Source organism: Pyruvatibacter mobilis, from assembly GCF_012848855.1.
Taxonomy (GTDB): Bacteria; Pseudomonadota; Alphaproteobacteria; order CGMCC-115125; family CGMCC-115125; genus Pyruvatibacter; species Pyruvatibacter mobilis.
Genome location: NZ_CP051630.1, coordinates 1,313,637 through 1,325,551 on the forward strand (window position 1 = coordinate 1,313,637; position 11,915 = coordinate 1,325,551).

The following is an 11,915-nucleotide window of genomic DNA, read 5'->3' on the forward strand; positions in this document are numbered from 1 at the left end:
TCTTCCTTGCTTCGGGTGGCAGGCTCAACGCCGCGTGGCGCGGCGCACGAGAATCTCGGAGGCGACAAGCGCTGCGACCGCCACCGTTACCGATAGGGCCAGCACGCGCAATGCCGCGTCTTCGCCGCCGGGCAGTTGCAGAAAACTGTGAAGGGCCAGGGGCAGGGTGCGCGTCTCGCCGGGAATGGAGGCGGCGAAAGTGATTGTCGCGCCGAACTCGCCCAAGGCACGGGCAAAAGCCAGCACCGCGCCGGCGACAATACCGGGCAGCATCAAGGGCAGGGCGACGGTAACGAATGCGCCAAGGGGCGACTGGCCGAGCGTGCGGGCGGCCTGCATCAGCCGCTCCTCCACATTCTCAGCTGAAATACGAATGGCGCGGACGGCAAGGGGAAAGCCGCTGACTGCCGCGACAAGCACAGCGCCGGACCACGAGAAGGCGAGACTGACACCGAACCAGCTATCCAGCACGCTCCCCAATGGTCCGCGGGGCCCGAGTGCCAAGAGCAGCAGATAGCCGAGGGCAACCGGCGGCATGACAAGCGGCAGGTGGACGAGGATATCGAGGGCCGTCTTGCCCCAGAATGTCCAGCGGGCGAGCGCCCAGCCGGTGAGAAGAGCAAGCGGCATGGTGACCAGGAGGCCGGTTCCCGCAACGGAGACGGACACCCAGAGCGCCTGCCATTCTGCATCGGTGATATTGCCCATGGCCTACCCGCATGCCTCCGCCGTTGGGGACGGTTGGGGTTGGATCTGGTCAGCTGGGGGCGGCGATGAAAAGCCGAAGCCCGTGAAAACTTTACGCGCAGAATCCGAAGAAAGGTAGGACAGGAAGGCCTGAGCCTCCGCCGGGGCGTCACGTGTCAGCACAGCCTCGTAGAGGATCGCATCATGGAGATGATCCGGAACCACTGCGGCAACGGCGAGACGCGGCGCTATGGCGGCGTCACTGGCATAGACGAGACCGGCATCCGCTGCGCCGGTACCCACCCATGCAAGGACGGTGCGGACGTTGTCGCCGCGAATGAGACGTGCTTCCAACCTGTCCCACATACCGATCGCCTCAAGAGACTGGCGCGCATAGATGCCGGCGGGAACGCCCTCCGGGTCGGCAATCGCAAACCGTCGTACATCGAGGAGCGGGTTTTGTTCGGAGAACACTTCGTCCGTGGTTGCCGCTCTAGATGCGGCAACGAGGACCAGGGTATTTCGCGCGAGGACCTGTCGGGATGTGGCTTCTGCCTGGCCGCAGGTGATCAGCCAATCAACCCAGTCGCGGTTGGCGGCGATCAGCATTTGGGCGGGTGCGCCTTCGGTTATCTGTCGTGCTGCCCGCGATGTAGCGTCGAAGACCGGCGTGACCGGCCGGCCTGTTTCTGCCTCGAATGCGCGTGCGATTTCCGTCACCGCGTTGGTCAGGCTTGCGGCGGCAAAGACCAGCACGGGCGTATCCGCATGCGCGGCACGCGGCACGGTGACCAGCATCGTGATCAGCACAGCAGACAGCAGCAGAAGAGGACGCAGGGGCTTGAGGATCACGAGACGGCTTTCATGCGTTGAAATCCCTTGTCGAGATCTTCCTTGAGGTCATCCAGTGCTTCCAGGCCCACGTGGAAACGGAGCAGGGGGCCGGGGGCGTCCCAGCCCGTTGCAGTGCGGATCTTCGCAGGGTCGGAAGGGACGACAAGGCTTTCAAAGCCGCCCCATGAATAGCCCATGCCGAATAGCTCGAGGTCATCCAGCATGGCTGACAGCGCCGTGTCGCTGACGGGTTTCAGGACGGCCGAAAAAAGCCCGCTGGCCCCGAGGAAATCCCGCTTCCACAGGTCATGTTGCGGGTGACTGGGCAATGCGGGATGCAGGACAAAATCCACTTCGTCGCGCGTTTCAAGCCATTTGGCGAAGTCTATGCCCTGCTGCATGTGCTGTTTCAGGCGGACATCCATGGTGCGCAGGCCGCGAAGCGCGAGATAGATATCGTCCGGCCCGGCGCATTGGCCCAATTGTCCGTGTGCGGCGTGAATGGCCGAGAAGGTTTCCTGATTGGCGGTGATGGTGCCCAGCAGAGTGTCCGCATGGCCGACGATGTATTTCGTCGCGGCCTGAATGGAGACATCCACCCCATGCTCGTAAGGCTTGAAGAAGAGGGGGGACGCCCATGTGTTGTCGAGCACCACTTTCACGCCCCTGGCATGGGCAGCGTCCGCGATGGCCGGAATGTCCTGCACTTCAAACGTCAGGGAACCGGGGCTTTCCGTGAAAACGACTTTCGTGGTGTCGCGGATCAGGTCTGCGATACCGCCGGCGATTGTCGGATCGTAATAGGTGGTTTCCACGCCCATGCGCTTGAGGAAGGTGTCGCAGAAGGTGCGGGTTGGACCGTAGGCATTGTCAGTCATCAGCAGATGGTCACCGGACCCGAGCAAGGCGAGCAGGGCGGTGGTAACCGCGCTGAGGCCTGACGGGACGATCTTGCAGCCATGCCCCCCTTCGAGTGCCACCACGGCGTCTTCCAGCGCGAAAGTCGTTGGTGTACCGCGGCGGCCATATTGCACGCGCGTCTTGGGGTGCTTCAGATCCTCATAGGTGGGGTAGAGGATGGTGGAGGCGTGATAGACGGGCGGATTGACGATGCCGTGGTTGTTGTGCGGGTCCCGACCCGCATGGACTGCCTTGGTCTCGTCCTTCATGAGTGCCTCTTTCGTGAGCCGGATCGGCATGAGCGCTGCCGGATTTTCCGGTTACGGAGTGTGTTTTTCTGCGGTGCGGCGACCGGGCGGGTCAAGCGGACGTCATGAGACTTTCCGCGTAAACCACTGGTTCAGCCGGTCAACAATGTTACACTCCCGGCAAAGGCCGCATAAGGCGCGCTGAACCACAAAATTCCGTGTCAGACGGCCGGCCTGTCCGGACCCGGCTACATTCACGTGCGAGGAACAGATTCATGACCACCATCCTTCTCCCCGCCTTCAGGCGCACGGCTGCCGCCTGCATCGGCGGGCTGGCAATGGCCGCAGCCTTCAGCACCTCGGCACTGGCCGCACCGGCGGATGCGGGTCCGACCCTGTCAGCCGTCAAGGAACGCGGTTTTGTCCAGTGCGGGGTGAACCAGGGCCTGCCGGGCTTCGCCAATCCTGACGCGACCGGGGAGTGGACGGGGCTGGACGTTGATCTGTGCCGCGCTGTGGCCGCGGGGATCTTCGGCGACCCGAGTGCTGCTCGCTACAGGCCGCTGTCTGCCAAGGAGCGGTTTACGGCGTTGCAGTCGCGTGAGATTGACGTGCTGACCCGCAATACCACCTGGACCATGGACCGGGATACGTCCCTCGGCCTGAACTTCGCAGGCGTTAACTACTATGACGGCCAGGGCATGATGGTGCGCAAGGATCTGGGCATTACCAGTGCGCTTGACCTCAACGGCGCCAATCTGTGCACCAATTCCGGCACCACGACCGAGCTCAACATCGCCGACTTCTTCCGGGCCAACAATCTCGAATACAAGATCATCTCCTTCGAGAAGTCCGATGAGGTTGTGGGTGCCTATGATGCCGGCCGCTGCGATGTGTACACCACCGATGTCTCGGGTCTTGCGGCGCAACGCCTGAAGCTGAAAGACCCTGACGCGCACATCATTCTGGACGAGATCATTTCCAAGGAACCGCTCGGGCCTGTGGTGCGGCAGGGCGATGACCAATGGCTGGACATCGTGCGCTGGACGCTCAACGTGATGATCGAGGCGGAAGAGCTTGGCATCAACTCGGCCAATGTGGATGAGATGAAGGCCAGCGAGAATCCGGCGATCAAGCGCCTGCTGGGCACGGAAGGTGCCTATGGCGAAGCGCTGGGCCTGTCCAATGACTGGGCCTACAACATCATCAAGAGCGTCGGCAATTATGGTGAGAGCTTCGAGCGGCATGTGGGCTCGGCGACGCCGCTGGCGCTCAAGCGCGGGCAAAATGCTCTGTACAAGGATGGCGGCCTTCACTACGCCATGCCGGTCCGCTAAACATCATGTGACGGTTACAGGGGCGCGCTGATTGCGGAATCGATCAGCGCGCCGCTTTTTTTCGGGCAGGCAGAGCAAGCACGTCACCGTATGAGTGATCCTTCCAAATCATCCGCGCCGGCAGCTGGAGACGATGTCCCCCGCGCGGCATTTCTCTATGACCCACGAGTGCGGGGCATTGTCTACCAGCTGGTGACGCTGGCCCTTGTCGTGTGGGTCGGCACCGAGTTCTGGACCAATGCTGTCAGCAATCTGGAGCGGGCCAGCATTGCATCCGGCTTCGGCTTTCTGGACACGACTGCCGGGTTCGGCATCATTCAGACGCTGGTGAGCTATACGGAAGAATCCAGCTATGGCCGCGCGTTCCTCGTCGGCCTGCTCAATACGCTGCTGGTCGCAGCCATCGGCATCGTGCTGGCCACGCTCATCGGGTTTCTCGTCGGGATCGGCAGCCTGTCGCGCAACTGGCTGATCCGGCAGATCTGCTTCATCTATGTGGAAACGATGCGGAATATCCCGCTGCTTCTGCACATCTTCTTCTGGTACTTCGCGGTGCTGCGGTCCGTGCCCGGCCCCCGGCAGAGCATCGAGATTGCCGGAAGCGTGTTCATCAATAATCGGGGCATCTACCTGCCGCGGCCGCTGGCGGAAGATGGCTTCGGCTTCGTGCTCATCGTGCTGGCCCTGGGGGTTCTTGTGTCGTTCGGCATTGCGCGATGGGCGCGCCGGCGGCGGGAAATGACCGGGCAGCAATTTCCGGTGCTGTACTGGACACTCGGGCTGGTCGCGGGCTTTCCGCTGCTCGTGTTCCTCATTCTCGGTCTGCCGATGAGTTTTGAGTATCCCGGCTTGCGGGGGCTTAATTTTGCCGGCGGCGTGACGCTGATCCCGGAACTGATTTCGCTGGTGCTGGCCCTGGGCATCTATACGGCAGGGTTCATTGCCGAGAATGTGCGCGCGGGCATCCAGGCAGTGAACAAGGGGCAGAGCGAAGCCGCATCCGCGCTGGGCCTGACGCCGGGCCAGACGATGCGGCTCATCATCATCCCGCAGGCGCTGCGGGTCATCATCCCGCCGCTGACGAACCAGTATCTCAATCTGACCAAGAATTCGTCGCTGGCTGTTGCCATTGCCTATCCGGACCTTGTCTCGGTCTTCGCCGGGACGGTGCTGAACCAGACGGGGCAGGCGGTGGAGATCCTGTTTCTCACCATGTCGGTTTATCTCACGCTCTCCATCGCCACGAGCCTTCTGATGAACTGGTACAATGCGCGCATCGCGCTGGTGGAGCGCTAGCCCATGAGTGACGTGACTGCCAACATCGCTTATGTGCGTACCAAGGAAAAAGCGCCGCTTCCGCCGCCGCGCCGGACCACCGGTGTGGTGGCGTGGATGCGGGAGAACCTGTTTTCCTCCTGGTCCAACACGGCGCTGACGCTTCTGGGCGCGTGGCTGCTCTACAGCATCGTGCCGCCCATTCTCGACTGGGCGTTGCTCTCGGCCACCTTTACCGGGACGGACAGGCAAGCCTGTCTGCGTGACGGGGCGGGGGCCTGCTGGCCCTTCATTGATGCGAAGTTCGATCAGTTCATCTACGGGCGTTATCCGCTGGAGGAGCGCTGGCGGGTGGACTGGACCTTCTTCCTCGGGATTGCCGGGCTGATCCCCATGCTGATCCCGCGCGTGCCGTTCAAGTTCTGGAACGCGCTTTATCTGCTGTTGCCCTATCCGATCATCGCCTTCTTCCTGCTGACCGGCGGCGTGATGGGGCTTGAAGAAGTGGAGACGGCACTTTGGGGCGGCATGCTGGTGACGCTGGTGGTTGCCATTACCGGCATCGTCGCCTCGCTGCCGCTTGGCATCCTGCTGGCGCTGGGCAGACGATCTCAGATGCCGGTGATCCGCATGCTGTCGATCGGCTTCATCGAGATCTGGCGCGGCGTTCCGCTTGTCACCGTGCTGTTCATGGCCAGCGTGATGCTGCCGCTGTTCCTGCCGGAGGATGTGACCTTCGACAAGCTGCTGCGCTGCCTCATCGCCGTGGCGTTGTTCTCAGCGGCCTATATGGCGGAAGTGGTGCGCGGCGGGCTGCAAGCCGTGCCGCGCGGACAGTATGAAGGGGCGCAGGCGCTGGGCCTCAATTACTGGCAGATGATGATTTTCATCATCCTGCCGCAGGCCCTGAAGACCGTGATCCCCGGCATCGTCAATTCCTTCATTGCGCTATTCAAGGATACGACGCTGGTGCTGATCATCGGCCTGTTCGACCTCCTGGGCATCATCCAGCTCAATTTCACAGACCCGACATGGGCCACCCCGCAGACGGCCGCTACCGGCTATGTGTTCGCGGGTTTCTTCTATTTCGTCATCTGCGCCGGCATGTCGCAATATTCCCGCTACATGGAACGGCGCCTGGATACGGGACACCGGAATGACTGACCGAACGCCGCACCTGCCCGAAAAGGGCCAGGTGGACACTTCCCGCATGACTGTCTCACAGGAGAAAGCCATCGAGATCAGGTCGATGAACAAGTGGTATGGCGACTTCCATGTGCTGCGCGACATCGACCTTGATGTCTTCAAAGGCGAGCGCATCGTCATTTGCGGGCCGTCCGGCTCGGGTAAATCCACCCTGATCCGATGCGTCAACCGGCTGGAACAGCATCAGAAGGGCCGCATCATCGTTGATGGCATCGAGATGACGGACGACCTGAAGAAGGTGGATGAGATCCGCCGCGAGGTCGGCATGGTGTTCCAGCATTTCAACCTGTTTCCGCACATGACGGTGCTGGACAATTGCACTCTGGCGCCGATCTGGGTGCGGAAGATGCCGCGCAAGCAGGCCGAAGAACAGGCGATGGAATATCTGGAGCGCGTGCGCATTCCCGAGCAGGCCCACAAATATCCGGGTCAGCTCTCCGGCGGCCAGCAGCAGCGCGTCGCCATTGCCCGCTCGCTTTGCATGAACCCTCGTATCATGCTGTTTGACGAACCCACGTCGGCGCTTGATCCGGAGATGATTAAGGAAGTGCTGGACGTGATGGTGTCGCTGGCGGAAGACGGCATGACGATGCTGGTGGTCACCCACGAGATGGGCTTCGCGCGCACCGTCGCGAACCGGGTGATCTTCATGGATGACGGGCAGATCGTTGAAATGAACGAGCCCGAAGCCTTCTTCTCAAATCCGCAGAACGAGCGGACCAAATTGTTCCTCAGCCAGATCCTGCATTAGTCGAGTTCTTCGACCTCGGTTTCCGTCTGGGCATAAGGCACAAAGCCGAGGCGCTGATAGAGGCCGAGGGCGCGGGGGTGGTCTAGGGTGCAGGTCTGCACCTTCATCTTGGTGATGGGGTGCTGCCAGGCAATGTCGATGGCCTGGGCCAGCAGGTATTCACCAAGGCCGCCGCCGACGCTGTCCGGCGTCAGGCCGAGATAGACCAGTTCGCAAAGGCCAGGTTCGCGGAAGTTGAGCTCCGCGAATCCTGCGGGTGCGCCATCGACATAGAGCACATAGATCTCGGTCAGATCGTCATGGATGATGGCGGCGAGTTCCTCGTCGCTCTTGCGCTTGCGATCAACCCAGAGGTGGTCGCGCCCGATGGCATCATAGAGATAGCGGTAGAAATGAAGCGGCGGCTTCATGCACCGCATGAGTGCCATCTTGCGCGCAGGTACCGGGACATGGTTGTCCGGGTCGGCATCCATGCTCAGGAAGGTAACCGTGGTCTTGTGTTTGCGGCCCATGGTCTTTCGCGGGAGGTGGGGTCAAGCGAGGGCGACGGGCAGGTCCGGGCGACCGCCCCATTCAGCCCATGAACCATCATAGAGGCTGCCGTCCGGCGCGCCTATGCGTGCGAGGGCCAGTGACACAATGGCTGCGGTGACACCGGAGCCACAGCTCGTGATGGCGGGCATGCCCACATTGACGCCACGGGTGGCAAACAGGGCCTCCAGCTGCTCCGGCGGGCGCAGGGCGCCTCCGGTGACAATCTCATCGAAGGGCACGTTGACCGAGCCGGGCATGTGGCCCCGCCGCAAGCCCGGTCGGGGTTCGTCTACTTCGCCGTCAAAGCGCTGCGCCGGGCGGGCGTCGATTACCTGGCGGGAGCCATCAGTGATCGCCTGGCGGACGTCATCGAGGCCCGCAACGAGATCTGGTTTGAGCATCGCGGTGTAAGGCTGGGGGGCTGCGGTTACCGGTCCCGTCTCAATCGGCCGATCTTCTGCCTGCCAGCGCGGCAGGCCGCCATCCAGCACGGCCACGCGATCATGCCCCATGGCGCGGAACATCCACCATGCACGCGGCGCGGAGAAGAGGCCCGCGGTGTCATAGATGACGACCTGATCATCCCCGGTAATGCCAAGTCCGCCGACAGCCTCAGCGAAGAGATGCGCCGGCGGCAGCATGTGCGGAAGGTCGGAGTTCGTGTCCGCCACCACGTCGATATCTAGAAAGACCGCACCCGGAATATGTGCCTCGGTGTGCTCCGCCCGGGCGTCACGGCCGGTTGACGGCATGTGCCAGGAGGCGTCGACGACCTTGATGTCGCGCATACCGAGCCTGTCGGCCAGCCAACCGGTAGAGACGAGGACCCGCTCGTCCTCGGCGGCGCAAGCGCCTGTCATTTCGTATCCAGCCATTGCGGCACCGGCAGACCCTTTTCCTTCAGGAAGGCCGGGTTGAACATCTTTGACTGATAGCGCGTGCCGTAGTCGCAAAGGATGGTCACGATGGTGTGGCCAGGACCCATCTTCTTCGCCAGGCGGATTGCACCGGCGACATTCACGCCGCTGGAGGAGCCAAGGCACAGGCCTTCATGTTCCAGCAGGTCGAAAGCGACGGGCAGTGCTTCCTCGTCGGGAATCTGGAACGGCTCATCCACAGACAGGCCTTCTAGGTTGGCCGTGATGCGGCCCTGGCCGATGCCCTCGGTGATCGAAGTGCCTTCGGCCTTGAGTTCGCCATGGGCATAGTAGTTGTACAGCGCTGCCCCCATCGGGTCGGCAATGCCTATGACGATGTCCTTTTTCTTCTCGCGCAGGCCCATGGCGACGCCTGCCAGGGTACCGCCGGTGCCGACTGCGCAGATGAAACCGTCGACCTTGCCGCCGGTCTGCTCCCAGATCTCCGGGGCCGTGGTCTGGATATGGCCCTCGCGATTGGCCACGTTGTCGAACTGGTTGGCCCAGATGGCGCCGTTGGGTTCTTTTTCGGCCAGTTCCTCAGCGAGGCGGCCCGAATATTTCACGTAGTTGTTCGGGTCCTTGTAGGGCACCGCCGGGACCTCGATGAGCTCGGCGCCAGCGAGCCGCAGCATGTCCTTCTTTTCCTGCGTCTGGGTCTCGGGGATCACAATCACCGTGCGGAACCCCAAAGCATTGCCCACGAGGGCAAGGCCGATGCCCGTGTTGCCGGCGGTTCCCTCGACGATGGTGCCGCCGGGCTTCAGCGTGCCGCGCTTCACCGCATCCTGAATAATAAACAGGGCGGCACGGTCCTTGACCGACTGGCCGGGATTCATGAATTCCGCCTTGCCGAGGATATCGCAGCCGGTTTCTTCAGATGCCTTTTTCAGGCGGATCAGCGGCGTATTGCCGATGGCGTCCACAATGCCGTTCTTGATTCTGGAGCTGCCGGTGGCATTCATGGAGACTATCCTCGCTGATCGTCGTGTTTTCTGGCGATCCACATTGTCGGAATGTGGTTCCGCTCGGAGACTGGAAAATAGGAACCGGGGGCACGGGGCGCAACCGCGCGTGTTGGCGTGCACCGGCCAGCAGATAATTTCATCGGCCCTGCCGGTGATCCGGATGGCCTATGTGCCCGTAACTGTTATGAAAATTCACCTGCCCCGGCGGGAATGGCGAAAAACTGCCGTTTCCTGACGCGTTGCCTATACCGGCATTCGGGGCCGCGTTTGCCTGACGAGTTGCCCCATGCCGCACGGATCCATTGAGTCCCCCACAGCGCCGACCACCGACTGGCTGGTCACTCAGCATGCTCTCGGCCGGTTGCCGCGGGCAGCCTCGGCTCTTGCAGAAGCCTATCTAGAGCTGAACCCGCAAAAGCGTGCGGTAGCGGCGCGGATAGAGGACGTTGGCGGTTACCTGCTTGAGACCGCGGAGCCGTTTTCTCTTGGCTTCAAGATGGATGATGCGGCGCTGGTCGAACAGGCGCTGCCAGACGGGCCTGTCCACGACAGCGTTATGCCGCCATCGCTTGCGGAAATTGTAGGCAAACCTGCGGCGGACCTCGCTTGGAAATGGCGCGGCCGTGGCGCCTACGAGTATCGCCTCAAGGAGCTCGAAGATAACGGCATCATCGCGCGCCTGCTGCGCATTGAGCCGGGCCGCGCCATGCCTCAGCACACCCATGGCGGCCTCGAGGCCACGCTCGTGCTGCAGGGCGCCTTCCGCGACGATGCGGGGCGGTTTGGCCCCGGGGACGTGGAGCTTGCCGATCACGCGGTTGACCACCGGCCGATTGCGGAACCGGGGGACACCTGCATCTGTTTTGCTGTGAACGAAGCGCCGATGCGGCTGACCGGGCCGTTCGGGCGCATTCTCCAGTCTCTCTTTCAACACTGACAGGATTCCCGATGGCTTCTCCGCTTGACCCGACACATGGTGCTGCCTGGGTGACGGGCGCCAGTTCAGGCATCGGGCGGGATGTGGCGCTGCAGCTTGCCGGTGACGGCTGGACCGTGGCCGCTACGGCCCGCAGCGAGGATGAACTGGCGTCGCTGGTGATGGAGGCCCACGCCCTCAAGGGACGCATCCATGCCTTTCCCGGCGACGTGACGGATCATGACCGCATGACTGAGATCGCGCGGGAGATCGCAAGCGGCGTGGGACCGCTGGCGCTGGCGGTTCTTAATGCCGGGGTCTATCTCCCGGTGGATGCGCGTAACTTCAGTGCCAGGGCGTTCGGCCCCACCTTCAACGTCAACCTTGTCGGAGTTGCCAATTGCCTCGGGCCGGTGATTGCCGCCATGCGCGAAGCAGGACAGGGCCAGATTGCCATTGTGGCGTCGGTTACGGGATATGGCGGGCTGCCGACGAGTGCAGCCTATGGGGCCAGCAAGGCGGCGCTCATCAACCTGGCTGAGACGTTGCGCATCGAGCTTGATCCGATCGGCATCCATGTGCAGGTGATCAATCCCGGCTTTATTGACACGCCGGCCACCAAAGATAATCCGTTCCCGATGCCGGCGCTCATGGCGTCGGACAAGGCAGCCAAGCGCATTGCCGCCGGTTTGCAGACAGATGCTTTCGAGATCACCTTCCCGAAACGCTTTACCTATGTGCTGAAACTGATCGGGTTGCTGCCCACGGCCTGGCGGCTGGGGCTTGTGCGCCGCGTGACGGGGTGGAGCGATCCTGCCACCACACCCGAGGTGCCGACCGGCGATTAGGCTTCAGTCGGCGGCTTGCCCTGCTGCCAGGGCCGGAGCCTTGCGGATGACCTGGTAGACGGAACCGACCGGCAGGCCGAACTTGCTGACCCTGGCCGTGTTGATGAGGGCGCCTGTGCCATCAAGCTCGAAGCGATCTGCGAATGTGAGCCGCCAGGGACGGCCATTGATCTTGAGCTCGATCGGGTAGCGCCAGTCCAGCCGGTTGCCGTGGACGCGGCCCTCGGCCACGTCGACGACGTCGTTGGCGGTGCCGCGGTAATGGCCATCACCCAAGACCTCGATCAGCCATTCACGGTCATCGGTCTCACCATCATTGTAGAGGAAGTGCTCTTCCACCCGGATAGCATTGGGCAGTCGCGTTCCGGTGAGCTGGGCGGTGAAGGTCCGGCGCACGCGGCCGAACGGATCCCGGAACTCGCCTTCAGCCACAAGGCTGCCCTCGAGGAATTCTTCCAGTCGCAGGTCTTGGCCTGTCGGGGCGGACACCATGC

General features: G+C 62.5%; 13 protein-coding genes. 6 read left to right on the forward strand and 7 right to left on the reverse strand.

Features of this window, described 5'->3' with window-relative positions:
• Nucleotides 1–24: 24 nt before the first annotated feature.
• From modB to metC, 3 genes are read right to left on the reverse strand one after another with little or no spacing between them, the layout of a single operon-like run.
• Nucleotides 25–708 (reverse strand): molybdate ABC transporter permease subunit, encoded by a 684-nt coding sequence (gene modB, locus HG718_RS06265; protein WP_160587778.1) that lies wholly within the window; start codon nucleotides 706–708, stop codon nucleotides 25–27.
• A 3-nt stretch (nucleotides 709–711) separates the two neighbouring features.
• A complete protein-coding gene (modA, locus tag HG718_RS06270; RefSeq protein ID WP_160587779.1) occupies nucleotides 712–1,539 on the reverse strand; it encodes a molybdate ABC transporter substrate-binding protein in 828 nt (275 codons plus the stop codon).
• Complete coding sequence (gene metC, locus HG718_RS06275) at nucleotides 1,536–2,690, reverse strand: cystathionine beta-lyase (protein WP_160587780.1); 1,155 nt, start codon at nucleotides 2,688–2,690, stop codon at nucleotides 1,536–1,538. Before metC ends, modA begins: the two co-directional genes overlap by 4 nt.
• 254 nt (nucleotides 2,691–2,944) lie before the next feature.
• On the opposite strand from metC, the gene HG718_RS06280 reads away from it, so the two are divergent.
• The 4 genes from HG718_RS06280 (at nucleotide 2,945) to HG718_RS06295 (ending at nucleotide 7,238) form a co-directional block, all read left to right on the forward strand.
• A complete protein-coding gene (locus HG718_RS06280) occupies nucleotides 2,945–4,006 on the forward strand; it encodes an amino acid ABC transporter substrate-binding protein (protein WP_373868282.1) in 1,062 nt (353 codons plus the stop codon).
• Nucleotides 4,007–4,096: 90 nt separating this feature from the next.
• Nucleotides 4,097–5,302, forward strand: a complete 1,206-nt coding sequence (locus HG718_RS06285; RefSeq protein WP_160587781.1) for an amino acid ABC transporter permease — start codon at nucleotides 4,097–4,099, stop codon at nucleotides 5,300–5,302.
• Nucleotides 5,303–5,305: 3 nt separating this feature from the next.
• The gene (locus HG718_RS06290) at nucleotides 5,306–6,445 is read left to right on the forward strand and encodes an amino acid ABC transporter permease (protein ID WP_160587782.1); all 1,140 of its coding nucleotides are present in this window, start codon (nucleotides 5,306–5,308) and stop codon (nucleotides 6,443–6,445) included.
• Entirely contained in the window at nucleotides 6,438–7,238 is an 801-nt protein-coding gene (locus HG718_RS06295; protein WP_027837818.1) for an amino acid ABC transporter ATP-binding protein, read from the forward strand. Before HG718_RS06290 ends, HG718_RS06295 begins: the two co-directional genes overlap by 8 nt.
• On the opposite strand, the gene HG718_RS06300 is transcribed toward HG718_RS06295, so the two are convergent.
• The 3 genes from HG718_RS06300 to HG718_RS06310 are packed head-to-tail and all read right to left on the reverse strand — an operon-like array spanning nucleotide 7,235 to nucleotide 9,654.
• Nucleotides 7,235–7,750 (reverse strand): GNAT family N-acetyltransferase, encoded by a 516-nt coding sequence (locus tag HG718_RS06300; protein ID WP_160587783.1) that lies wholly within the window; start codon nucleotides 7,748–7,750, stop codon nucleotides 7,235–7,237. The genes HG718_RS06295 and HG718_RS06300 overlap by 4 nt on opposite strands.
• Nucleotides 7,751–7,771: 21 nt before the next feature.
• A complete protein-coding gene (gene sseA / locus HG718_RS06305; RefSeq protein ID WP_160587784.1) occupies nucleotides 7,772–8,632 on the reverse strand; it encodes a 3-mercaptopyruvate sulfurtransferase in 861 nt (286 codons plus the stop codon).
• The gene (locus tag HG718_RS06310) at nucleotides 8,629–9,654 is read right to left on the reverse strand and encodes a cysteine synthase A (protein ID WP_160587785.1); all 1,026 of its coding nucleotides are present in this window, start codon (nucleotides 9,652–9,654) and stop codon (nucleotides 8,629–8,631) included. The genes sseA and HG718_RS06310 overlap by 4 nt, the downstream gene beginning before the upstream one ends.
• Nucleotides 9,655–9,943: 289 nt before the next feature.
• Here HG718_RS06310 and HG718_RS06315 point away from each other — a divergent pair, with 289 nt between their 5' ends.
• Nucleotides 9,944–10,594 (forward strand): ChrR family anti-sigma-E factor, encoded by a 651-nt coding sequence (locus HG718_RS06315; RefSeq protein WP_160587786.1) that lies wholly within the window; start codon nucleotides 9,944–9,946, stop codon nucleotides 10,592–10,594.
• An 11-nt stretch (nucleotides 10,595–10,605) separates the two neighbouring features.
• Nucleotides 10,606–11,421, forward strand: a complete 816-nt coding sequence (locus HG718_RS06320; protein WP_160587787.1) for an SDR family NAD(P)-dependent oxidoreductase — start codon at nucleotides 10,606–10,608, stop codon at nucleotides 11,419–11,421.
• Between the two features lie 3 nt (nucleotides 11,422–11,424).
• Here HG718_RS06320 and HG718_RS06325 read toward each other — a convergent pair whose 3' ends face one another.
• A complete protein-coding gene (locus tag HG718_RS06325; protein ID WP_160587788.1) occupies nucleotides 11,425–11,913 on the reverse strand; it encodes a DUF3833 family protein in 489 nt (162 codons plus the stop codon).
• Between the last annotated feature and the right edge of the window lie 2 nt (nucleotides 11,914–11,915).

Bases quoted from the DNA above. Each gene is read 5' to 3' on its own strand.
- HG718_RS06290 (WP_160587782.1), top strand. From the start codon at position 5,306: ATGAGTGACGTGACTGCCAACATCGCTTATGTGCGTACCAAGGAAAAA.
- HG718_RS06280 (WP_373868282.1), top strand. From the start codon at position 2,945: ATGACCACCATCCTTCTCCCCGCCTTCAGGCGCACGGCTGCCGCCTGC.
- metC (WP_160587780.1), bottom strand. From the start codon at position 2,690: ATGAAGGACGAGACCAAGGCAGTCCATGCGGGTCGGGACCCGCACAAC.
- HG718_RS06320 (WP_160587787.1), top strand. From the start codon at position 10,606: ATGGCTTCTCCGCTTGACCCGACACATGGTGCTGCCTGGGTGACGGGC.
- HG718_RS06315 (WP_160587786.1), top strand. From the start codon at position 9,944: ATGCCGCACGGATCCATTGAGTCCCCCACAGCGCCGACCACCGACTGG.
- HG718_RS06285 (WP_160587781.1), top strand. From the start codon at position 4,097: ATGAGTGATCCTTCCAAATCATCCGCGCCGGCAGCTGGAGACGATGTC.
- sseA (WP_160587784.1), bottom strand. From the start codon at position 8,632: ATGACAGGCGCTTGCGCCGCCGAGGACGAGCGGGTCCTCGTCTCTACC.
- HG718_RS06325 (WP_160587788.1), bottom strand. From the start codon at position 11,913: ATGGTGTCCGCCCCGACAGGCCAAGACCTGCGACTGGAAGAATTCCTC.
- HG718_RS06300 (WP_160587783.1), bottom strand. From the start codon at position 7,750: ATGGGCCGCAAACACAAGACCACGGTTACCTTCCTGAGCATGGATGCC.
- HG718_RS06310 (WP_160587785.1), bottom strand. From the start codon at position 9,654: ATGAATGCCACCGGCAGCTCCAGAATCAAGAACGGCATTGTGGACGCC.
- HG718_RS06295 (WP_027837818.1), top strand. From the start codon at position 6,438: ATGACTGACCGAACGCCGCACCTGCCCGAAAAGGGCCAGGTGGACACT.
- modB (WP_160587778.1), bottom strand. From the start codon at position 708: ATGGGCAATATCACCGATGCAGAATGGCAGGCGCTCTGGGTGTCCGTC.